Annotated in this window: 20 protein-coding genes; 13 read left to right on the top strand and 7 right to left on the bottom strand. The window is 42.3% G+C overall.

What is annotated here, in order from left to right; translation table 11 throughout:
* Window positions 1-1,068: acetyl-CoA carboxylase biotin carboxylase subunit (locus RG47T_RS12430; protein ID WP_253187516.1), on the top strand; the 1,068-nt coding region annotated here is incomplete at its 5' end.
* 26 nt (window positions 1,069-1,094) lie between these two features.
* On the opposite strand, the gene RG47T_RS12425 is transcribed toward RG47T_RS12430, so the two are convergent.
* Window positions 1,095-1,550, bottom strand: a complete 456-nt coding sequence (locus RG47T_RS12425; protein ID WP_074489767.1) for an NUDIX hydrolase — start codon at window positions 1,548-1,550, stop codon at window positions 1,095-1,097.
* Between the two features lie 114 nt (window positions 1,551-1,664).
* Between RG47T_RS12425 and RG47T_RS12420 the strand changes: the two genes are divergently transcribed.
* A complete protein-coding gene (locus tag RG47T_RS12420; RefSeq protein WP_074489766.1) occupies window positions 1,665-2,249 on the top strand; it encodes a riboflavin synthase in 585 nt (194 codons plus the stop codon).
* On the opposite strand, the gene RG47T_RS12415 is transcribed toward RG47T_RS12420, so the two are convergent.
* The gene (locus RG47T_RS12415) at window positions 2,246-3,391 is read right to left on the bottom strand and encodes a tetratricopeptide repeat protein (RefSeq protein ID WP_074489765.1); all 1,146 of its coding nucleotides are present in this window, start codon (window positions 3,389-3,391) and stop codon (window positions 2,246-2,248) included. The genes RG47T_RS12420 and RG47T_RS12415 overlap by 4 nt on opposite strands.
* A gap of 218 nt (window positions 3,392-3,609) precedes the next feature.
* On the bottom strand, window positions 3,610-5,466 hold the full coding sequence (gene hscA, locus RG47T_RS12410; RefSeq protein ID WP_074489764.1) for a Fe-S protein assembly chaperone HscA: 1,857 nt from the start codon (window positions 5,464-5,466) through the stop codon (window positions 3,610-3,612).
* 180 nt (window positions 5,467-5,646) lie between these two features.
* Between hscA and RG47T_RS12405 the strand changes: the two genes are divergently transcribed.
* Window positions 5,647-8,478 (top strand): TolB family protein, encoded by a 2,832-nt coding sequence (locus RG47T_RS12405; RefSeq protein ID WP_074489763.1) that lies wholly within the window; start codon window positions 5,647-5,649, stop codon window positions 8,476-8,478.
* On the opposite strand, the gene RG47T_RS12400 is transcribed toward RG47T_RS12405, so the two are convergent.
* The 3 genes from RG47T_RS12400 to RG47T_RS12390 all read right to left on the bottom strand — a co-directional run bounded on the left by RG47T_RS12400 (window position 8,475) and on the right by RG47T_RS12390 (window position 11,696).
* Window positions 8,475-9,239: a copper homeostasis protein CutC gene (locus RG47T_RS12400; RefSeq protein WP_074489762.1), complete on the bottom strand. Its 765-nt coding sequence runs from the start codon at window positions 9,237-9,239 to the stop codon at window positions 8,475-8,477. The genes RG47T_RS12405 and RG47T_RS12400 overlap by 4 nt on opposite strands.
* Window positions 9,240-9,280: 41 nt before the next feature.
* The gene (locus RG47T_RS12395) at window positions 9,281-10,288 is read right to left on the bottom strand and encodes a glycosylasparaginase (RefSeq protein WP_074489761.1); all 1,008 of its coding nucleotides are present in this window, start codon (window positions 10,286-10,288) and stop codon (window positions 9,281-9,283) included.
* 70 nt (window positions 10,289-10,358) lie between these two features.
* The gene (locus RG47T_RS12390) at window positions 10,359-11,696 is read right to left on the bottom strand and encodes a dihydroorotase (RefSeq protein WP_074489760.1); all 1,338 of its coding nucleotides are present in this window, start codon (window positions 11,694-11,696) and stop codon (window positions 10,359-10,361) included.
* Window positions 11,697-11,836: 140 nt separating this feature from the next.
* On the opposite strand from RG47T_RS12390, the gene RG47T_RS12385 reads away from it, so the two are divergent.
* The 7 genes from RG47T_RS12385 to RG47T_RS12355 all read left to right on the top strand — a co-directional run bounded on the left by RG47T_RS12385 (window position 11,837) and on the right by RG47T_RS12355 (window position 20,717).
* On the top strand, window positions 11,837-13,177 hold the full coding sequence (locus tag RG47T_RS12385; RefSeq protein ID WP_074489759.1) for a DEAD/DEAH box helicase: 1,341 nt from the start codon (window positions 11,837-11,839) through the stop codon (window positions 13,175-13,177).
* Between the two features lie 6 nt (window positions 13,178-13,183).
* Window positions 13,184-13,456 (top strand): hypothetical protein, encoded by a 273-nt coding sequence (locus RG47T_RS12380; RefSeq protein WP_074489758.1) that lies wholly within the window; start codon window positions 13,184-13,186, stop codon window positions 13,454-13,456.
* Window positions 13,457-13,465: 9 nt separating this feature from the next.
* Window positions 13,466-13,795, top strand: a complete 330-nt coding sequence (gene gldC / locus RG47T_RS12375; RefSeq protein ID WP_074489757.1) for a gliding motility protein GldC — start codon at window positions 13,466-13,468, stop codon at window positions 13,793-13,795.
* A 5-nt stretch (window positions 13,796-13,800) separates the two neighbouring features.
* On the top strand, window positions 13,801-14,217 hold the full coding sequence (locus RG47T_RS12370; RefSeq protein WP_074489756.1) for a hypothetical protein: 417 nt from the start codon (window positions 13,801-13,803) through the stop codon (window positions 14,215-14,217).
* An 88-nt stretch (window positions 14,218-14,305) separates the two neighbouring features.
* Window positions 14,306-17,746: a response regulator gene (locus RG47T_RS12365; protein WP_074489755.1), complete on the top strand. Its 3,441-nt coding sequence runs from the start codon at window positions 14,306-14,308 to the stop codon at window positions 17,744-17,746.
* A gap of 4 nt (window positions 17,747-17,750) precedes the next feature.
* A complete protein-coding gene (locus tag RG47T_RS12360) occupies window positions 17,751-18,584 on the top strand; it encodes a CheR family methyltransferase (RefSeq protein ID WP_074489754.1) in 834 nt (277 codons plus the stop codon).
* A gap of 192 nt (window positions 18,585-18,776) precedes the next feature.
* The gene (locus RG47T_RS12355; RefSeq protein WP_074489753.1) at window positions 18,777-20,717 is read left to right on the top strand and encodes a hybrid sensor histidine kinase/response regulator; all 1,941 of its coding nucleotides are present in this window, start codon (window positions 18,777-18,779) and stop codon (window positions 20,715-20,717) included.
* Here the strand turns inward: RG47T_RS12355 and RG47T_RS12350 are convergent, their stop codons facing one another.
* Window positions 20,718-21,203, bottom strand: coding sequence for a methylated-DNA--[protein]-cysteine S-methyltransferase (locus RG47T_RS12350; RefSeq protein WP_074489752.1), 486 nt, complete (start codon window positions 21,201-21,203; stop codon window positions 20,718-20,720).
* A gap of 123 nt (window positions 21,204-21,326) precedes the next feature.
* Between RG47T_RS12350 and RG47T_RS12345 the strand changes: the two genes are divergently transcribed.
* The 3 genes from RG47T_RS12345 to RG47T_RS12335 all read left to right on the top strand — a co-directional run bounded on the left by RG47T_RS12345 (window position 21,327) and on the right by RG47T_RS12335 (window position 23,684).
* Window positions 21,327-22,010 carry a heme exporter protein CcmB gene (locus RG47T_RS12345; RefSeq protein WP_074489751.1) on the top strand — a complete coding sequence of 228 codons (684 nt, stop codon included), beginning with the start codon at window positions 21,327-21,329 and terminating at the stop codon, window positions 22,008-22,010.
* An 11-nt stretch (window positions 22,011-22,021) separates the two neighbouring features.
* Window positions 22,022-22,417, top strand: a complete 396-nt coding sequence (locus RG47T_RS12340; RefSeq protein WP_074489750.1) for a DUF7674 family protein — start codon at window positions 22,022-22,024, stop codon at window positions 22,415-22,417.
* 76 nt (window positions 22,418-22,493) lie between these two features.
* Window positions 22,494-23,684: a carboxypeptidase-like regulatory domain-containing protein gene (locus RG47T_RS12335; RefSeq protein ID WP_083627394.1), complete on the top strand. Its 1,191-nt coding sequence runs from the start codon at window positions 22,494-22,496 to the stop codon at window positions 23,682-23,684.
* The last annotated feature ends 10 nt before the right edge of the window (window positions 23,685-23,694 follow it).

Raw genomic sequence — 23,694 nt, 5'->3', positions numbered from 1 at the left:
GACGTGCCCGAAGCCAAGCTGCGGGCCATTGAGGTGGGTTTCCCGATATTGATTAAAGCCGCCGCAGGCGGCGGGGGCAAAGGCATGCGCATTGTAGAGCAGGCCGATGATTTTGAAGAACAAATGCAACTGGCTGTTTCTGAAGCTACTTCGGCTTTTGGCGATGGTTCGGTGTTTATAGAGCGTTATGTATCGTCGCCAAGGCATATAGAGATCCAGGTACTGGGCGATACGCATGGCAATATTGTACACCTGTTTGAGCGGGATTGCTCGGTACAGCGCCGCCACCAGAAAGTAATTGAAGAAGCGCCGTCGTTTATATTAACCGAAGCCATCCGTGCCGAAATGGGACGGTGCGCGGTGGATGTAGCCCGTTCTGTAAATTATACAGGCGCAGGTACTGTCGAGTTTATTTTGGATGACGACCTTAACTTTTACTTCCTGGAGATGAACACCCGTTTACAGGTAGAACACCCCGTTAGCGAACTCATTACCGGCCTCGACTTGGTAAAAGAACAAATTAAAATAGCACGCGGAGAAGAACTCAGTTTTAAACAGGAAGATTTAAAAATAAGCGGGCACGCCATGGAACTGCGCGTTTATGCAGAAGACCCTGCCAACAACTTTTTGCCGGATATCGGCACGTTACAAACCTACACTACCCCAAAAGGACCCGGTGTGCGGGTTGATGACGGCTTTGAGCAAGGCATGGAAATCCCTATTTATTACGACCCTATGATAGCCAAACTGATTACCTACGGAGCCAACCGCGAAGAAGCCATAGCCCGCATGATCCGCGCCATTGATGAGTACCAGATCACCGGGATAAAAACCACGCTTGGCTTCGGCAAATTTGTAATGCAGCACGAAGCCTTTACTTCGGGTCAGTTCGATACGCACTTTGTTAAAAAGTATTTCACCCCCGAAGCCTTAGAGCAGCATAATGATGACGAAGCTCTTATTGCTGCCCTGGTAATGGAGCAATTACTGAACAACAAATCATCGGCACCAAATACAGTTGCAAATAACGGGCAGCAGAGTAACTGGGTGAAGAATAGGAGGGGGTAAACAAAACTTTGTTATTGCTGACATAATTATAATAATTCCACCAATTCTTCAATAAAAGCCACCTGCGCGATATTAATCTTCTCTTTAGCAGTATCTACATTAAACCAGCCACCCTTATCAACCTCGGGGATATCAATGAACTTGCCCGATTTATAAGGCCATTCAATAGGGAAAATATTGCTTACAATGTTGTCGGCATCAACATCGCCTTCTACTGCCCAGCAGTGTACTACTTTGCCGCTTTTAAGTTTTACAGGGGACAGCTTAATAAATTCGCCATCAATGGTTTGTCCGGTTTCTTCAGTAAACTCGCGTTGGGCAGCAGCCAGCGGTTCTTCATCGTCCAAAAACTCTCCTTTGGGGACAGACCACACGCCACCTTCCTTTTTAGCCCAAAATGGTCCGCCGGGATGCATGAGGAATAACTGTAGTTGGCTATCAATGTATTTGTAAACTAAAATTCCGGCGCTTTGCTTAGGCATGGTTTTTATTTCGATATGACAAATGGCTGATTGACATATAATCATCAGTACACAAAACTAACTTGATTATATTTAGTTTTGCATCAAATAAATATACCCGGGAGGGTACGCAATATGTTTACCGGAATCATAGAAAACTTAGGCAAAATTACCGATCTGAAACACGATCTGGGCAACCTTCATATCACAGTACAATCAACCATTTCAACAGAGTTAAAGATAGACCAGTCGGTTGCCCATAATGGGGTTTGCCTAACGGTTGTTGCTTTGGCCGATGGCCTGCATACCGTTACCGCTATTGAAGAAACGTTGAACAAAACAAGCCTCGGCAGCCTTAAAACCGGCGATGTGGTAAACCTGGAACGCTGCATGCAAATGAATGCGCGCCTGGACGGCCATATTGTACAAGGCCACGTAGATCAAACCGCCACCTGCACCCTGGTAGAAGATATGGACGGTAGCTGGATGTATACCTTTGACTATGATCCTTCGGTAGGTAATGTTACGGTAGAAAAAGGTTCCATCTGTGTAAACGGCATCAGCTTAACGGTGGTTAACTCTACCGCGCATGGTTTCTCTGTAGCTATTATTCCTTACACTCACGAGCATACTAACTTACACAGCGTTAAAGCAGGCGATACGGTAAACCTCGAGTTTGATATTATTGGCAAATATGTAGCCCGCTTAATGCAGCGCTAACGTTTAAGGTCAACAATTCGCTTAGTTGTAAAATCAATGTACGACTGTTGCTTTTCTACCGGTGGCTTGGTGGATAAATACTTTTTATAGTATTTTACCGCGTTCATAGTATCCTTAAGGTTACTGTCGTAAATAGAAGCCATGGCATAATATACCATCGGTTTTTCGCCAAACGTTAAACCCCGCTGGTAAGAGGTCAAAGCTTTTTTAGGCAAATGCAGGCGATCGTAAGAATCAGCTATCTCGCTGTAATAAGTATCTGTGTTTGGTGATATACCTTCGGTAATAGCTTGCTGCAAATAATATATTGCTTTAGCATCTTGTTTTAGGGCTTTGTGGCTCATCCCCAGATAATAATAAGACGATTCGTTTTGCATGTTGCCATTATCCAGCAGGTGGAAAGTTGTAATGCAGTCGGCAAATTTCTTCAACATAAATTCAGAGATTCCCTTATAATTAATTACCTGCGATGATTGGTCGCCGTTTATGATGAGCTTTTTACAGATTTCGATAGCCTCCGGGTACTTTTTAAGCGCATAAGAAATCTGGGCTTTACCACGTAATAAGGTAAGGTTGGCTGTGTCGGCTTTTAAGGCAATATCTATTACTTTTTCGGCAATCAATTCCTGGTGCATAGGGATCAACTCAACAACCAGATCAAATGCAATACCCGCATCCTGTGGGTTGATATGATTGGCATTGGTAAGATATATAGTGGCCGCTGCAGGGTCTGAAATGGATAGGCCGGCTAGTTGTTTATAGGCGTTAAAGTTGAGGGTGTCTATTTTAATAATACGTTTATAAAAGCCAATAGCCTTTTCATTATTGCCCCTGCGTGCATGGATGCCGGCCATGCTAAAAAGCGTTGCAATATTGGTCGAATCTGTATTAAACAAGCGCTGATAATATCCTTCGGCATCGGGTAGCCTGCCTGCCATGCTGGATGTATAAGCTAACTGGGTGATGATCTTTGTGTTGGCAACAGGTTCTGGATAAATCTTTTTCAGATAGTCAGCTGCTTCGGCAAACTTTTGGGTTTGATAATATTCCAGCAGCAAAGAATCTGCTTTGGGGTCTTTTTGTTGGGCAAAAGTAGCCGTGGTAAACAGGCAGCAAATAATGATAAGGTTTAGAATTTTCATAGTAACAATGATTTAAACTAAGTTATTAGTTGTTTTTCATTATTGCAAGAAAATAAATTTATTTTATCCGTAGCGACACAATACTTTGTGTCGCTGATGCTGAGGTATAAAGAAATGCCGTAAGTCTGGCCAGGCGATTGCGTATTTGGGATGAAGGGAGCTACAAACAAAAAAAGAGACACAATGTGCCTCTACGATTAATATTTTATCTAACGTAATTATTCTATCGCCTTACCCTTCATGGCATGGCTAATAGCCACATCCATTACACGCTCTGCAAATGGGCGGGTATAATCGTTAAGCTCATCCAGTTTTTTGTGGATGGCATCTTTGTCGCCACCGGTTAAGGCTTCTTGCAGGGCTTTAATGTGTTCTACAGTCTGCGTTATTTCTGCAATAGAAAGGTGTTCTTTATTTTTTTCGATAAAGCGGTTGGCGGTATACACCATTTGCTCCCCTTCGGTGCGGGCTTCAATCAGCATGCGCTGGGCAACGTCGTCTTTGGCATGGGTAATACTGTCAATCAGCATTTGCTCTACCTGGTCGTCAGTAATACCATAGGTTGGTTTTACTTCAACTTCCTGTTTGGTGCCAGAACGTAGTTCAATAGCCTGCACTTTCAGTATGCCGTCTGCGTTTAGCAAAAAGTTGATATCTACTTTAGGGAAACCGGCAGGCATGGCAGGGATTCCTTTCAGATCGAACTCAGCCAATTTGCGGTTCTCTTTTACCAGGTCGCGCTCGCCCTGGTAAACGGTGATCTTCATATTCACCTGTCCATCTACCGAGGTCGTGTATTGGCGGCCTGCTTTAGTCGGGATCTTAGAGTTACGCGGGACGATCACATCCATCAAACCACCCATGGTTTCAATACCGAGGGATAGTGGCGTAACATCAAGCAGTAAGATATCGCTGCGGTTACCGGCTAAAATATCTGCTTGTAAAGCAGCGCCGAGGGCAACCACTTCATCGGGGTTTACATCATCATGTACCGGTCGGCCAAAAAATTCAGCAACCTTTTGTTTTACCAAGGCGGTACGGGTTGATCCACCCACCATAATTACCTCATCAATATCAGTAACCTTTAAGCCGGCATCTGCCAATGCATTGCGGCAAGCTGTAATGGTTTCGTTTACCTTGGCCGAGATTAGCTCTTCAAACTTGGCACGATCTATCGTACACCAGATTTCGCCGATCTTCTCGTTAAAAATGCTTTGGTGCGCAAATGATTTTTTAGCTTCCTCGGCTTTCAGGCGTAGTTGCTGCACCAGTTCACCGTTATTATCAAGCGTGGCCTTATCAATTTTATTTTCGGCAATCCAGTAATCTGCAATGGCACGGTCGAAATCATCGCCGCCTAAAAAGGTATTGCCATTGGTTGATAATACCTCGAAAATACCATTCTGAATTTGCAGGATAGATACATCAAAAGTACCTCCGCCTAAATCATACACAGCTACCGTTTTAGTTTCCTCGGGGTTTAAACCAATGCCGTAAGCTAAACTAGCCGCTGTAGGCTCGTTCACAATCCGTAGTACATCCAATCCGGCAAGTTTGCCGGCATCGCGGGTGGCCTGGCGCTGCGAATCGTTAAAATAAGCAGGTACGGTAATTACCGCACGGTTTACCGGGGTTTTAAGGGCATGCTCGGCACGTTCTTTCAGTTCTTTTAATATCAGCGACGATAGCTCTATCGGGGTGTAAAACTTATCACCAACCTTAATTTTTACCAGGCTTTCGGTATCGTCATCAATTACTTTGTAGGAGAAAAAATCCTGGTAGTTTTCAATGTCTTTGTACGAGCGGCCTAACAGGCGTTTCACAGAGAAAATTGTGTTGGTAGGGTCGGTAGTTAAATACTCCTTAGCTTCGTTTCCAACAGTAATATCACCCGTTTGCCCAAAGTGGATCACCGAGGGTACCAAAACGCCTTTACCGGCATCATTAATTACCAACGGTTGCTTATCCGGATTAATAAAGGCCACCAATGAGTTGGTTGTGCCCAAATCAATACCCACAATTATATCTTCTTTTTGCAATGAACCTGTTGCCAGGTTGATAGAAACTTTAGCCATGGTATTACTACTTCTTAGAGTGGCAAATGTAGCGAGATTTGTTGTATGCACTGTCATATCATTGTATATTGCCTTTACATTGTATTAGGGCCGATTATTGGCTTTTAAGAATGATGATAATAAATGTTAAAAAATTTCGGTCAATTTATTAATTCCATAAATTCGGGTCTAATTCTCAGTATGTTTAAACTGCTATCCCCTAAAAAAATACTGTTTTGTTTTGCGCTGTCAGTCTGTACCTTAATTGCAAAGGCACAGTTTGGTGGTAACCCGCCGGCTATTAACTGGCGGCAGATAAATACCCCGGCAGCCAGGATCATTTTCCCTAACGGGCTCGATTCTGTGGGGCTGCGTGTGGCCAGTATTATTGCCCAAATGAACGGTGCCGTGAAGCCCACTATCGGTAACAAGCAAAGGCAGGTGAACATATTGCTGCAAAACCAAACCATAATATCAAACGGGTTTGTAATGCTGGCACCCTTTAAAAGTGAATTTTATTTAACACCCGATCAAAATAGTTTTGAATTAGGCAGTTTAAGCTGGAACGAGCAACTGGCCATCCACGAGTTTAGGCATGTGCAGCAATACAATAACTTCAATGTGGGCCTGTCCAGGTTTCTGCATATCCTTTTTGGCGAAAGCGGCCAGGCATTGGGTAACGAAATTGCCATACCCGATTGGTTTTTTGAAGGCGATGCTGTTTTTAACGAAACCCATGTAAGCGAACAGGGCAGGGGCCGCCTGCCGTATTTTTTCAACGGTTTTCATGGCTTGTGGGATGCCGGGAAAGATTATAGCTGGATGAAGCTGCGTAACGGATCATACAAAGATTACGTACCCGATTGGTACCCCCTGGGTTATATGATGAACGCCTATGGCCGCGAAAAATACGGGCCCATGTTTTGGCGCAATGTAACGCACGATGCTGCTGCTTATAAAAGCCTGTTTTATCCTTTTGAGCACGGCGTTCAAAAATATTCGGGCGTAAGTTATACCCGGTTCAGAAATGATGCTTTGGGGTATTTTAAACAACAAATAGCTACCCCTGTTGATAAGGTGGTAGGACCAAAATATAAAAAGAGCCAGCATTTTATTGCAGATATCGAATACCCTGCCGTTGTGAATGATAGCACGGTGATCTATGTGAAAAGCTCCTACAAAAAGATCCCGGCATTTGTGATCCGTACCGGGAACAGGGAAAAGCAGATCGCAGTTAAAGACCTGAGCTTGGATCGTTATTTTAACTACCATAACGGCAAAATTGTATACGCCTCTTACCGGCCAGATCTGCGTTGGGGATACAGAAACTATAACGAATTAAAGGTAATTGACGTAGTAACAGGTGAGCAAAAGCGGATTACCAGCCGGTCTAAATATTTTTCGCCGGCCTTTAGTGATGATGGTAAAAGTATTGTAGCAGTACAGGTTGATCCATCTGGCCAAAGCAAGTTACTGATCCTGGATACAGAAACCGGGAAGCTGATGAATGAGATACATTCCAAAACAGGTATATTTTATACTTATCCCAAATTTTTCGGCACAGATAAGATCATTGCAGCGGTAAGGAATACAAAGGGTAAAATGACCATTGCCTCGGTTGATATTAAAACCGGCAGTATGGAAAATTTGCTGGCTTACAACATTGCCCCGGTAGGTTTTACGGCAGTACAAAAAGATACCATTTACTTTACAGCAACCACCGGCGTGAACGACAGGTTGTATGCCTTATCTGTAACCGATAAAAAGTTGTACCGCTTGCAAAGCGATACCCTGCAATACGGCATAGGCAATTACGAGCCATCTGTTGCAGGCAACAAGCTGGCCTGGGTAAGTTTTAGCGCCTATGGTTACCAGTTACATCAGGCCGATAAACAGAGCCTGCAACGGCAGCCCGTGGATGTGCCATCGCCGGGGAGTTTGAGTGAATATAAGATCACGGCTTTAAAGAAAGATTCGGCTGCTAATTTGCTGGCAGCGGTAGAAACACAGCCGTTTAAAGTAAGCAAGTACAACAAGCTGCACAACCTGTTTAATTTTCACAGCATCCTGCCAGATTTTGAAGATCCTAACTACACGCTTTCACTAGCCGGGCAAAACGTGCTGAACACGTTTCAATCGGCATTATCGGGTACTTACAACCGTAACGAGGGCTATAAGCAAATTGGTTATAACGCGGTTTATGGTGCCTGGTTTCCGTATGTTTCGGCAGGGGCCGATTACACGTTTGACCGTAAAGGCTATTACCGCGGCCAAAGTATTTACTGGAACGAAGCGCAGATCCACGCAGGGGCTTCGGTTCCTTTTAATTTTAGTTCGGGGCAGCACAGTACTTATTTAAGCATAGGTAGTTCGGCTTATTATAATACGGTCAATTTTCAATCGGCTTACCGCAGCTTGTTTAAAGACCAGAACTTTGTATACCTGAGTAATAGCATCAGTTTCAGTAACAGTATGCAGCAGGCGGTACAGCAAATTTATCCTCACCTAGCACAAGCTGTAACGTTAAACTTTAAAAAAGGAGTTATTAATGCTGATAACTTCCAGTTTTTGGCCACCGGTAATTTTTATTTCCCCGGGCTGGTTAACAGCCATAGTTTTGTAGTGGCGCTGGCACACCAGCAAAGAAGTGAAAATACAGTTATTGATTTCTCTAACGATTTTCCTTTTTCGAGGGGATATACTGTTTATAACCTGTATAAAATGGATAAGGTAGGGGTTAACTATCATTTTCCGATAGCCTATCCCGATGCCGGCTTTGCAAACTTGATTTATATTTTAAGAATGCGCGGCAACCTGTTTTTTGATTACACCAAGGGGAAAGATTTTTACACAAATGGTTCGGTATTCAAAGGTGATTTCCGTTCTACAGGTATGGAGGTATTTTTTGATACCCAATGGTTTAACCAGGCACCCATTACATTTGGCATCAGGTATACCCATCTGTTAGATCAGGATTTGGGCAGCCATGGCTCAAACCGTATAGAGCTGGTAGTGCCGTTAACTATATTTTAAACCGGCTGGTTGCTCTGCGCATTGGCCAGTATCGTTTGTACACGCCCTGCGTTTGTACTTTCAAAAGTGTACAGATCATGGTAGCGGTTACCCATCATAATGTAATCGTTATGGTAATCCATATTGCTCTGGTTCCACATTTTGGCCGAAGTATGCACTTCGTGGATACCTGTAAAGTTGATCAGATCTCTTACGTTTTGCTCATTAACGCCGCTGCCCGCCATAATGCTAATGCGGCCTGCCGCCTTTTCAACCAGGTGGGCAATAGTCCCTGCACCTTCCATAGCCGTGGTTTTACCGCCTGATGTAAGGATGCGTTCGCAGCCAATATCAATAATGTCTTCTAAAGCCTGGTAGTAATCGTTGCAAACATCAAATGCCCGGTGAAAGGTAACCCCCAGGCCATTCTTACGAGCCAGATCAGCCAGAATACCGGAGCGTTCTTTATCTATGCTGCCATCTTTTTTCAGCATACCAATTACCACACCGTCGCAGCCTGTGTTAATGCAGTTGTTAACGTCGGCCAGCATAATTTCGAATTCGTAATCGTTATACAAAAAATCACCCGCCCGCGGCCTGATAAGCGTATATATTTTAATTTCTAAAAGCTTACGTGCTAAAATTATTTGCCCGTACGATGGGGTAGTGCCGGCTTCTTTCAGGTTTTCACATAATTCTATACGTGCGGCCCCCCCTTGCTGGGCGGCTATTGCAGACGTAACAGAGTTAGCACATATTTCTAGTGTAACAGTATTTTGCATAAAAAGGATGGAGCTAGTATAGTTGTACTAATATACGCAGGTTATTTATAAAAACTTTCGCCTTTAATAAGCAGGTCTTGCTTTTCGGCATTACAAACTGCGTAAGAGAAACCTTCCTGGATGGCATATGCGCCGTATTCGCCTTTTTTGTTGATAGCCAAAAAGCCTACCTGTATTTTCTTGGCAATTTCGGGTTTCTTTTTAATGATGCGTTTAACAGCCGCCTCACAAGCCTCTTGCGGCGAGTGCCCCTGGCGCATTAGTTCTACCACCAGAAAGCTGCCCACATTACGGATCACCTCTTCGCCTACACCGGTTGAGGTAGCACCGCCAACTTCATTATCCACATACAAACCCGCACCAATAATCGGGCTGTCGCCTACGCGGCCATGCAGTTTCCAGGCCATGCCGCTGGTGGTACATGCCCCGGATATATTGCCTTTAGCATCCAGTGCCAGCATACCTATGGTATCGTGGTTATATTTATTGCCCAGTTTATAATCTTTGTTTTCGCTATTAATTGTGGGCTCGTATTTCGCGGTCTTCAGCCATTCTTTCCACGCTTTTTCAGATTCGGGAGTTAATAGCTTTTCGTTTTTAAATCCGTTTTCAACAGCAAACTGGGTTGCGCCATCGCCTGCCAGCATTACGTGCGGGGTTTTCTCCATCACCAGCCGGGCTACAGATATCGGGTGTGCAATGTTTTCCATAGCGGCTACAGAACCGCAATTGCCTTGCTCGTCCATAATGCAGGCATCAAGGGTAACGTGGCCATCACGGTCGGGATATCCGGCACGGCCAACGCTGTGGTTTTTCATATCGGCTTCGGGTATTCTGGCCCCGGCTTCAACGGCATCCAGGGCACGGCCACCCTTTTTAAGTATGCTCCAGGCACCCTGATTGGCTGCTACACCAAAATCCCAGGTAGAAATTACTACAGGTAGGGGTGATTTTAAAGGCTCTTTTGTTTTAGCTAAAACTTTGTCAGTGAGTGTAGTTAGATAAGCGCTTGCAGCAGTAAGCGTAATGAATTTACGGCGATTTAACATGTAGCCTAAGTTATAAGTTTACGGTTATAACCTAAAATTATATCACAATAAAGATACGTTGGGTGTTGTATTATCGCTCAAAAGTTAATCGGGTGCCAGATCCAACTTCAACCAGGCTGCCGTTTTGGTAAGCTAACTTGCCCGATACAATGGTATGCACCACTTTAGAATTGAAGGTAGTGCCCTCAAACGGGCTCCAGTTACATTTGTAAAGAATGTTCTCTTTGCTTACTGTCCATGGGTTATTCAGATTTACCAATACCATATCTGCCCAGTAACCTTCGCGAATAAAGCCACGTTTTTCGATCTGGAAACAGGTGGCCACATTGTGTGCCATTTTTTCAGCAATTTGTTCTAGCGTGATCTTGCCCTGGTGGTAAAGTTCCAGCATGGCAGGCAAAGCATGTTGTACTAATGGGCCGCCGGAAGGGGCCTGCATGTAAGTTTGCGCTTTTTCTTCAGTAGTATGTGGGGCATGGTCGGTGGCAATTACATCAATACGCCCATCTAAAACGGCCTTCAGGATACCATCGCGGTCTTCTGCCGATTTTATGGCCGGATTCCATTTAATAAGGTTCCCTTTGGTTTCGTAATCTTCGTCGCTAAACCAAAGGTGATGTACACAGGCCTCGGCGGTGATCCTTTTCTCGCGCAGCGGAATGTTATTACTAAACAGATGCGTTTCTTTTTCGGTAGAGATATGCAGAATATGCAGCCTGGTATTGTGTTTTTTGGCCAGCTCGACTGCCATCGATGATGACAGATAACAAGCGTCTACGTTACGAATCTTTGGATGAAATTTAACCGTTAAATTAGCTTCGCCAATCAGTTGTTTATAATGTTCGAGGTTAGCTTTAATAGTTGCCTCATCCTCGCAATGGGTGGCAATCAGCATGGGAGACTCTGCAAATAAATGCTCCAGCGTTTTGGGGTTATCAACCAGCATGTTACCTGTAGATGAACCCATAAATACTTTAATACCACAAACCTTGCTGGTATCGGTTTTTAGCACCTCGTCGAGATTATCATTAGATGCGCCCATAAAAAACGAGTAGTTGGCTAATGACTTTTGCGCCCCAATCTGGTATTTCTGCTCCAGTAATTCCTGGGTTAGGGTATTGGGCACGGTGTTAGGCATCTCCATAAAAGAGGTAATGCCGCCTGCTACAGCCGCGCGCGATTCGGTATAGATTTCGCCTTTATGGGTTAAACCCGGTTCGCGAAAATGTACCTGGTCATCAATACAACCCGGCAACAGGTGCAGGCCTTCGGCATTAATTTCCTGATCGGCTTTTACATCAATATGTCCGTCAATCCGCTCAATAATGCCGTCTCTGATTAGCAGGTCGGCAGTAAACTGTTTATTTTCGTTAACAATGGTGGCGGATTTGATGAGGATTGATGACATAGTACAAAGATAGTTTAAGAGAGTCAAGAATCGAGAATCAGTAATGAAGATTTTTGAAAAGCTAACATGTTGGATGAGTGATTTGTCCCGACTCTTGATTCCCGATTCCTGACTCCCTATAAAAACCCTATCTTTGCCAAATGGGTGTAGTTTTTGAAGATTTTGATTTTAACCGGCAGATATTGAATGCAATTGCCGATGCCGGTTACACTGAGGCTACGCCTATACAAGAGAAAGCGATCCCGCCGTTGTTGAACGGGCAGGATGTTTTGGGGATAGCGCAAACCGGTACGGGTAAAACCGCGGCTTATGTGCTGCCCATTATTATGAAGCTTAAATATGCACAGGGCGAGCACGCGCGGGCATTAATTATTGCGCCGACACGCGAGCTGGCTATGCAGATAGAAGAGAATGTAAAGGCTTATGCCAAATACACCGATCTGCGCACGGTTATTTTATACGGTGGCCTTGGCCCTAAGCCACAAATTGAGGCGCTAAAAAAAGGTGTTGATATTATTGTAGCCACCCCGGGCCGCTTTATGGATCTGTATTTAGCCGGCCATATTGTTACCGCAGGTTTCAAATTTCTGGTACTGGACGAGGCTGATAAGATGATGGATATGGGCTTTATGCCACAGATCAATCGCATACTAGAGGTGGTACCGCGTAAAAGGCAGAACCTGTTGTTTTCGGCAACCATGTCTGACAGGATTCAGATGCTGGCCGGTAACTTCCTGGAGTTTCCTACAGTTATTGAGGTTACGCCACAGGCTACGGCAGCTACTACGGTAGCGCAAAGCATCTATATGGTGCCGGGTATGAAAACCAAGATCAATTTGCTGCGATACATGCTGGACCATACCGAGAACATCCAAAAGATGATCATCTTTTGTAAAACCCGGGTTTCTGCAGAAGATGTATATAAATTTTTAGTGCGTAAGTTCAGTGAGAAAGAAGTAAAGGTATTGCATGCCAATAAAGGCCAAAATACCCGGATCAACTCTATCAATGCGTTTAAAAATGACGAGGTAAAAATACTGGTAGCTACAGATGTGGCGGCCCGTGGTATTGATGTAAGTAACGTAAGCCACGTTATAAATTTCGATGTCCCCGTAGTTATCGAAGATTATGTACACCGTATTGGCCGTACCGGCAGGGCATATAACCTGGGTGAGGCAATTACCTTTTGTATGCCGTCTGAAGATTATTACATGAAGAAGGTGCAAAGGCTTATTAAGCAAACCATTTTAATTAATGAGTTGCCTGCCGATGTATTTGTTGAGCAGCCCGGTTATGAGGAGCGCCAGGCCCAGGCTAAGGAAATTGATATGCAAAAGCGGAAGGATGACCCTGATTTTAAAGGAGCTTTCCACGAGAAAAAACTATCAAACACCAAAGAAGGTGCCGATGCTAAAAAGTTGTATCTTAAAAAGCTGAAAGACGCTTCGAAAAAGAAATACTATAAGCCAAAAAGAAAATAATAAGCAATGAAATTTAAAATTACGCCGTTAAATTTTTGTACAGCATTTTTTCTGCTGCTGGCAGGTTACGTTTGGGTATATGGCGGCGGCAAGGTAACCGGGGGCGTATATGCCCATTTTACAAATACCATAGCTCTTATATTTTTGCTGTTTGCGTTTGTTGTGTCATTTCTGGATATAATTTTGCGCAATTTCTTTCCCGAGCTTAAAAAATTGTGGATTGTGGAACTAAGCTTTATAACTTTGACTGCAATACTATTTTTAATACTTAAAAAGTAAATACTTTTAATGAAAACTGCTGAGATAAAACTGACCATCGAATTAGACGATAATAACGTACCTGAAAATATTTTATGGGAATCCACCGACTCTGAAAACAAGGAAGCGCTACCTGTAAAATCAATGATGCTGGCCCTTTGGGATAATAGCTATAAAAATACCCTGCGTATTGACCTTTGGACCAAAGATATGCCTGTTGATGAAATGAAACGTTTCTTCTACGAAACCCTGCAAACCATGGGCGATAGCTTTTTACGTGCAACAGGCGAAACCAACATTGTAGAAGACCTGCGCGACTACTGTGTACATTTTGCCGAAAAAATGGAAATTATTAAATAATTAAGATGTTACCCCGCTCTTTTTTATCATTTGCCGGCTTTGTAGCAATTATAGCAGGTACCTTTTGCCCGCTGTTAAGGCCGCTTCGCCTGTTTAACTGGAATATATACGATTTAAATAAACCCTATGGCATCATCGTACTGGTGATAGCCATAGCGGGTTTAATAGCGCTGATTGCAAAAGCCAATACCATTGTAAAAGCAACCGCCTGGACATCATTAATTTTAATGGTGCTGCTGTTGCTTGCCGCTTTTATGAAAGTGCATACCGCCTTTAGTTTTATACCATTTAAAGGTATATCTGCTGCGCTTAGCCGCATGATTAAATTTAAATGGGGTTGGTGGGTTTTATTTGCAGGTGCCGTAGCCGCATTAATTGGCAGCAGAGGCCGCGAAAAAAATGTTCAGTACCAAAAGTTGTAAAGATCGCGATTACATCATACGTAGAGTGGCTATATAGTTAGTAACACTTTACTATATTAGTGCATTATTACAACTCTCAAATTTATCGATGATTAAATTATCCTTTCGTCAGCAGGTGTTCACCGGCTTTGGCTTATCTATATTTTTAGTTTTATTCGTCGGTTTGTTTTCCTACAAAAGCATTAAGCAATTGCAGGAAAACCAAACCGAGATGGAATATAGTCAGCAATTGATTAATACATCAGACCATATCCTGCAATTATTAATTGATGCCGAAACTGGTATGCGGGGCTATGTGGCCACTGATAAGGAAGTATTTTTAGACCCGTACAATGCCGCTTTACCCCGGCTTTCCGTTGATCTGAGCAAGATTAAAGAGCTGGAAGCAGGGAATAAAAGCCAGGTTAAGGATTTAGAATTACTGACTACTTTAACCTACAAGCAGTTAGATTTGCTGAAAACAAACGTTGATAATCGCGATAAAATAGGGTTGGAAGAAATAGTTAAGCGCGATTATTTGCTTAACGGTAAACAGGTGATGGACAACATCCGTAACACCATTATCCGTATTAACACCAGGGAGCAACAAGCGCTCAGCGATCGAAAAACAGCAACAGAAAAAGCTGTTCAGCTTACTATCATTACTATTGTAGGTGGTTCTACCGTGTTTTTCTTCATTATTCTGGGTATGCTATACTATATACTTGGTACGTTTAAAAAGCAAAAAATTATTGAGGATGAGATCAAGGAATCAAATACACAGCTTGAAGTAGTTTTAACAGAAAACAGAGCTCAAAACTGGCAGCTAACAGGTTCTGGCATATTGAATGAGAAGATGCAGGGCCAGCAAACAGAATTAGAACTAACCCAAAATATACTGGCCGAGGTTTGCGATTATACCAAAGCTATTACGGGTACGCTATATCTTTTTGATGATAAAGAAGATGTACTGAAGTTAAGCGCCTGGTATGCATTTCATGATTTGAGCCTGATTAAAAAGAGCATTAAGCTTTCAGAAAGCTGGTTGGGCCAGGTAGCTAAGGATAAGAAAGCAGCCACTATCAAAGGCAGCTTAAACCAAAAGCTGGAACTAGAAACATCGATCATCAGCCAGGAATTGGCCGAAATATTTATTGTTCCGTTATTTTTTGATAAACGCCTGATGGGGGTGATGGAAGTTGCTTACCAGGAAACTATCCATGAAGCGGTTAAGGCCTATATATTAAGTGTAGCTAATGATATTGGCGTAGCCATAAATACAGCCCGAGCCCGTACCATTATGCAGGATCTGTTTGAGGAAACCCAGCAGCAGGCCGAAGAACTGGAAGCACAGCAAGAAGAAATGCGTGTTACCAATGAAGAGCTGCTAAACAAAACCGAAATGCTGCAGGCATCTGAAGAAGAGCTGCGCGTACAGCAGGAAGAACTAAGATCTATTAATGCCGAACTGGAAGAAAAGGCCAGCTTGCTGGAAGAGAAAAACCAGGCGGTAGAAGAAGCCCGCAGAGATATCACCGAAAAGGTTAACCAACTGGAAACCACAGGCCGATATAAGTCTGAGTTTCTGGCCAACATGAGTCACGAACTGCGCACACCGTTAAACAGTATACTGGTGTTGGCGCGTATACTTAAAGATAATAAAGCCGATAACCTGTCAGACGATCAGATTAAATATGCCAGTGTAATATTTAACGCCGGCAATGATCTGCTTACGCTGATCAATGATATTCTCGATCTGGCTAAGATAGAATCGGGCAAAATAGAGTTACAAAATGAGCGTACTTCTGTAGAAGGTATTGTTGGAGACATGGAATTGCTGTTTGCAGAAGTGGCCGGCAATAAAAAGATCAGCTTTAAACGCGAAGTGGGCGATGTGCCAGACTTTATATTGGCCGATAAGATGCGGGTAGAACAGGTACTTAAAAATCTGCTTTCTAACGCATTTAAATTTACGCCCGAGCGTGGCGAGATTATTATTAAAGCCATGCCCGGGGCACTGGAAGATACTATAGCCTTCAGCATTAAAGATTCGGGCATAGGTATACAGCCGGATAAACAGAAACTTATATTTGAAGCATTTCAGCAGGAGGATGGTTCAACCAGCCGCAAATATGGCGGTACTGGTTTAGGCTTGTCCATTAGCCGCGAGCTGGCAGCTTTATTGGGTGGTTCAATTACCTTGGAAAGTGAACCAGGCAAGGGTAGCGAATTTACGTTTAACCTGCCTGTAAAAGGTGTGTTAACATCGGTTATAGACGAGGAGGACGATGTGCCTACCGTACAAAGCTTTACAGCGCCGCTGGAAATGCCGAAGCTGGCCAAAATATTATCTACCGACCCTGATAGGCAACCGCTGGTGGTAATTGTGGAAGACGATCGTAATTTCTCTGAGATATTACAAAACTATGCCAGTGAATATGGTTACCAATCCATACTGGTAAATGAAGGTACAGATGCCGCTGCAATTATTGCCGAAAACAAGCCGGATGCTGTGATATTAGACATTATGCTGCCGGGTAAGGATGGCTGGCAGATATTAAAAGAGCTGAAGCAAAACCCGGAAACAAAGGATATACCGGTACACATGATGTCGGCAGGCGAGGCAGCAGCTAAGCGTGTAAAAAGCGAGGGTGCCATCAGCTTTATGAAAAAACCTATTAACACCGAAGCTCTAAATAAGCTTTTTGCCGATATTATTGAACAAAGCAGCACAGGTGTTAAACAAATATTGCTGGTTGAAGACCATGAGGCCCAAAGTGATGCATTAAAAGAATTAATGCAGAAACAAGGCATTGCTGTAGCACAGGCTTACACAGGTGAGGCTGCCTTTAAAATGCTGCATGAAAATGATTATCAGTGTGTAATATTGGATTTAAACCTGCCCGATATTTCGGGGCTTGATTTGCTCGATAAAATTAAAGCGATTGAGCGGTTTACTTCGTTGCCTATTATTATCAATACCGCAATGGAGCTTGATAAAAATTCAGTAAGCAGGCTTATGCAATATGCTAATGCCATGGTAGTGAAAACAAGTAAATCATCAGACCGGCTAATTGACGAGGTAAACCTGTTTTTACATAAGCTTAATACTGGTACAGCCCAAGCTGCACCGGCTAATAAAGTACGCCAGATAACAACGGGTGGTAAAGCTACGCTAAAGGGCAAAAAGGTGTTGCTGGTAGATGATGATATGCGTAACATATTTGCACTAAGCAGCGCATTGCAGTCATATGATTTGGAGGTTGAAATTGCCAACGATGGTGAAGAAGCATTAACCAAACTGGAAAGTTTAGCACAGGTAGATATTGTGTTAATGGATATTATGATGCCTGTAATGGATGGATATGAAGCCATGAGGCAGATAAGAAAGCAAAACAAATGGGCCAAATTACCCGTAATAGCACTTACGGCCAAGGCTATGAAAGACGACCGGGAGAAGTGTATAGCCGCAGGCGCAAATGATTATATTACAAAACCTGTTGATGTAGACAGGCTGATCTCGCTAATGCAGTTGTGGTTGGATAATTAAAACAATGGATACCCATTTTACAGACAATATAAATACTGCGCAGATCGGTGATCTGGTTGATTTGATTAAAAAGATCCATGGGTTTGATTTTTCACAGTATTCTAAGGCATCTTTTAAACGGAGGGTAGTACGTGTAATGCAGCTTAAAAAGCTGGATTATGTAGATCTGAAACAGTTACTTGTAAATAATGAGGATTTCTTTTATGATTTTTTAAAGGAGATTACGGTGAACGTTACTGAGATGTTTCGCGATCCTTTATTTTATAAATCTGTTTATAAAGATGTAATTCCCTATCTTTCGTCTTATCAGCATATTAAGTTATGGAGTGCAGGGTGTTCAACGGGCGAGGAAGTTTATTCGCTTGCAATTTTATTACAAGCGGCCGGTTTAAAGAATAAATATTTTATTTACGGCACAGACGTTAATGCCGATGTGTTAAATGTAGCCCGCAAGGGGATATATACTTTGCGCAAAATAAAAAGCTTTGCAGAAAGCTATCAGCTTACAGGTTTGCCCGGTTCTGTTACAGATCATTTTACGATGATGTATGATGCTGCCAGTATCCGTACCGAATTGAAGCAGAATACCTTGTTTTCGTTGCATAATCTAATTTCTGACCAGGTATTTAATGAGTTCCAGATGATTAGCTGCCGCAATGTATTCATCTATTTTGAGCAGGAACTACAAGAGAAAATACTTGATCTTTTTTACCGTAGCTTGTGTCCGCTTGGTTTTTTATGTCTTGGGAGCAAAGAAACTATCAGATCTGAAAGTTTTAAGCGTAAATTTAAGGTGATTAATAAAAAAGAAAATATTTATCAAAAAGTAGGGATTTAAAAAAAAAGACGATTTGTGAAAATAATCGTGATTATAGCAAACCATTTTTGATAAAATATCGTACATATAATAGTATATTAAACAAATATTTAAAAATCAAGCTATTACATTAATAATATGGTAATGATTATATCTGCTCATCACTATTTATTATTGCGATTGATGGCTTTTTTTGACCCCAATCACTTTTAAATGTCTTTAATCAACATACTGATCGTTGATGATCGTGAAGAAAATATCGTAGCACTAGAAGCCCTGCTTCAGCGCGACGATATACAGCTATTTACGACCACTTCGCCAAACGAAGCTCTTAAACTGGCGTGGGATAATCAAATCTCCATTGCGCTGGTTGATGTGCAAATGCCAGAAATGGATGGCTTTGAGTTGGTAGAGATGCTTAAATCAAACCCGCGTACTCGTGATATACTGGTGCTTTTTGTAACAGCTATTTCTAAAGAAACCAAATATGCTGTTAAAGGTTTGGGTGCTGGTGCAGTAGATTATTTGTTTAAGCCGCTGGATCCGTACGTAACATCGGCCAAGGTTGATTCATTTATACAATTGGCCCGCAGCCAGAGCGAATTAAAAAGGAAGAACGAAGAATTGCAGAACTATGCCATTGTGGTGAAAAACTCTGCAGATATTATATGTACGGTTAACGCCGAAAGTCTTAAAATTCAATCAATAAATCCGGCTGTAGAGAAAATTACAGGCAGGGTACCCGCATCGCTTATTGGTAAAAATATTACCTCGCTGGTATCTGATGCAGAACGGCCCTCGTTCAGAGATCATTTGATGAATATTATTGCAGACCGCACGGCTTATGGTGTTTTTGAATGTATGTTTGAAGCACTTAACAGAACTTTTAAATGGGTAGAATGCCGGGTAAGTTACCGAGGCCAAACCTTGTTTGTTAATATTAGTGATATTACCAACCAAAAGAATTATCAGTCGGAGTTGATCCGTTCTAAAGAAGTGGCAGAATATGGCCGTAAGGTAAAAGAGAACTTTTTGGCCAACATGAGTCACGAGTTGCGTACACCTGTAAATGGTATAATCGGGCTAACAGATATGCTGCGCAAAACAGAGATGAACGATCAGCAAATGGGCATGATCAGTTTACTCGAAACCACTTCACAGTCTCTGTTAGGTGTAATTAATGATGTGTTAGACATATCAAAAATTGAAGCAGGCAAGTTTAGTATAGTACGTACATCTAACGATGTACACAATATTATTAAATCTGTTTATGCCTTGTTGAAGTATAAAGCAGACGAAAGAAATATTGAGTTTGTATTAGATATAGAAGCAGCTGTACCGCATTTTATTATGGTTGATTCGTTACGTTTGAACCAGATTTTAATGAACCTGCTTAGCAATGCCATTAAGTTTACCGAAAGTGGTTTTGTAAAATTAAGTGTAAAAGTACTGCAAACACACCTGGATAAAACAAAGCTGCAATTTAGTATTGAAGATAGCGGTATTGGTATTTCTAAAGATCGTATTGCGCGTATTTTCGACTCATTTGAGCAGGCCGATGATGATACTGCTGCTAAATATGGTGGTACCGGCTTAGGTTTGGCCATTGTAAAAAAGCTGGTAGAACTTAAAGGTGGCGAACTTGATGTAACCAGTGTACCTGGAAAAGGCAGTACGTTTAGTTTTACAAATTGGTATAATTTAGCTGCACGCCCTAGTGAAGTAAAAACTACCAAACCAAGTGTTAAAAGCTTGCAACCATTTAATAATGTTAAGGTGCTGGTGGCAGAAGATAACCTGGTGAATCAGTTTATGCTTTCTAAAATATTAAAAGACTGGCATGTTACTATAGATTTGGTTGATAATGGCCGTAAAGCCATTGATAAGCTAATGGAGAATGATTACGACCTGATATTAATGGATACACATATGCCTGAAATGGATGGTTATGCAGCAACAAGACATATCCGCAACGAATTTAGCGAACCTAAGAGCAGCATCCCAATCATCTCGTTATCAGCAGCATCTTTCGATCATGAGCAGGAAGAAGCCCTGGCTTCGGGCATGAACGAGGTACTGGCCAAGCCATTTCAGCCCTATCAACTGCACGAAAAAATGCGTAAGTATTTAAACATACTACAGGTAGAGCAATAGTTACAAAGCCAACTTAACCTGGCCTTGCCCACATACTTGGGCTTCATGCTCTAATAGCCATTGCTTGCGCCGCAAGCCGCCTGCATACCCGGTAAGGCTGCCATCAGACCCGATAACCCGATGGCAGGGCACAATGATCCATAACTTATTTTTACCATTGGCGGCAGCAATAGCCCTGATGGCTAAAGGGTTTTCCATTTGTTTGGAAAGCTGTGCATAGCTAATGGTTTTACCGTAGCCTATTTGTAAAAGATGCTGCCATACATCCTGCTGAAAAATGGTTCCTGGTTGTTGCAGCGGCAGGTCAAATACCTTGCGATCGCCGGAAAAATATTCATCCAGTTGCTTAATTGCTAGCTTTAGGAGGCTATGATCTCCTGTGGGCGCATCTGATTTTACGGGGTCAATAATAACTGAAGTTATAAATTCATCATCAGCAGTAATTTGCACTGTTCCCAGGGGAGTAAGATGATGGGCGGTGTACATGTTGCTAAGATAGGTTTATAAAGTAAAAGGTTATTAGTCAATAATCTGGGTTAGTTACTAAATGGAAAAATAAATCCGAAATCGAACATCCGACCTCCGAAATCAAAACAATATCTTTACAGCATGCAACTCCTCAGTCAAACCAAGCATCTGCTTAAAAAGGAAATCCTGCTCGAGTGGCGGTCTAAGTACGCTTTTAACGGGGTACTGTTGTATATTGTATCAACCGTATTTGTATGTTATATCGCGTTTAACTTAAGCGCCGGTTTTGCCCAAAGCCAGGGATACGCAGTAGTTTGGAATGCGCTGTTCTGGATTATTATGCTGTTTGCCGCGGTTAATGCCATGGCTAAAAGTTTTATGCAGGAGAGCAAGAGCAGGTTATTATACTATTATTCTATAGCCAGTCCGCAGGCTATTATCCTTTCTAAGATCATTTACAACGTGTTATTGATGAGCTTGCTGAGTGTGCTGGCGTTAATCGTGTACATGCTCTTTTTTACCAATACTCTTGGCGACGCTTTTTTCTACTTTGTAGTGGTGTTATTAGGCAGCATTAGTTTTGCTACCGTATTTACTATGATCTCGGCTATTGCGGCCAAGGCAGGCAATGGCGGTACGCTGATGGCTGTTTTAAGCTTTCCTGTAATTATCCCGGTGATCCTGCTGTTGATCCGTACCAGCAAAATAGCCATGGACGGCCTGGAACGAAGCTTAAGTTATGGTAACATAGGCATATTATGCGCCATTAACGTAATTGTGGTAGCGGCATCCCTGATATTGTTCCCATATCTTTGGCAGGATTAATCTTTTAATAAATGGATGAAGAAAATTTTATCTCTCAGCTTATAGGAGAGTTTCCTGAGATTAAAGATGATATTCTCGATGAAGATAATTTGGGGCTTATTTCATTGCAAATTATCTCATTCAAAGTATTTACACAAAAAGCTATTGATGCTGAAGATTTAAAATTAGTTAAAAGGTGCTTTTTGTTTGTTGATCGCGTCTTTGATGCCGTGAGTCCATCAACTAACAATTCACTGGTTATTTCTTATTTAGTTAAATTAGTTTTCAAAGAGAATTGTCAAGCAATAAATCTCCTTTCATTTAAATTGTCAAAAGTTATAGTTGAGTACAATCAAGCCTTCTATGTTGGTTCTGAAAATAATAAACTAAATAGGTTTATAAGAAACTTCGATTTAGACCAATCGTAAAATGTTAATATTTCTATTAGGTTCACCAACACTTCATTTTCAATAGCTATACTTGTTGTAAATTCCGGTTAATACTATGCGTTCATTACTAATGCTGTTTATGGGTTTCTTTCTGGTAGTTAATTGCCAGGCCCAAAACGGGACTATTACAGGTAAGGTTACAGTAAAATCCAGCCATGCCCCATTGGCCAAAGCCAGTGTATTTTTAAGTAATGCCACATTTGGCACCGTTACCGGCGAGGATGGTAGCTTTACCCTGAGTGGTGTACGGCCCGGGCAGTACGAACTGGTAGTAACCACCGTAGGTTACGAAGATTATATGCAAACCATATTAGTGGGAGCCAAGCCCGTAACTGTGGAGGCAGAAATGGTTCCTAAAGTTACCGAACTGCGCGAAGTGGTAATTACCAGCGGCGGCAGCTGGAAGAGGAACTACGACAACTTTGTACACGACTTTTTAGGTACTTCTGAGGATGCCAAAAAATGCCGAATCCTTAACCCAAAAGATCTTAACCTGCTGAATCATAAAACTAAGCGTTATTTAGAAGGCTATTCGTATGATTTTTTGGATATTGATAACTATGCCTTGGGTTATAAGGTAAAAATTTTACTAAAGTCATTTAAAACAGATTATCTGAACCATATTATATCTTGGACGGGCAAGGTACTATACCAGGAACTACCCGGCACGGCCGAGCAGAAAAAGAAATGGGCAGCCCGACGGGAAGAACTGTATTATGGTTCTGCTATGCATTTTTACAGATCACTTGCCACCAATACAATGGATAAGGATGGCTTTGTGATCAGGATACTACAGCGTAAGCCCAATCGCAAACGGCCCGAAGAGGAGGTGATACAGCAAAAGATTGATAAATTTAGAATGACTAACCGCGATTCACTCAACTACTGGGTAGGCCTGTCAGAACTTTCTAAATATGATGAAAACTTAATCCGCCAGCCACTTAAGGTAGAAGACGTGTTGCATAAAACAGAAGACCCGGGAGTGTTTGCTATAGCCTTCCCCAAATATCTGTATGTAGTTTATACCCGCAGGCGCGAAACCGTTTATTTTAAAGATCTGTTTCGCCCACTTGATATGGAAAACTTCGAAACCAGTATCATAAACCTGTACGGCAACTATGCATTTTTTGATACCAATGGTATTGTGCTTTCGCCGGATAGTACCATGCTCGAAGGGGCGTGGTCGTTATCAAAAGTGGCCGAAATGTTACCGGTGGATTATGTGCCTGCTGATACCAAAAACTAACTTTTATTAT

This window comes from Mucilaginibacter polytrichastri, assembly GCF_001911425.1.
GTDB lineage: Bacteria > Bacteroidota > Bacteroidia > Sphingobacteriales > Sphingobacteriaceae > Mucilaginibacter > Mucilaginibacter polytrichastri.
The sequence above is the reverse complement of the archived record's forward strand: the minus strand, read 5'-3'. Positions and strand labels throughout refer to the sequence as shown.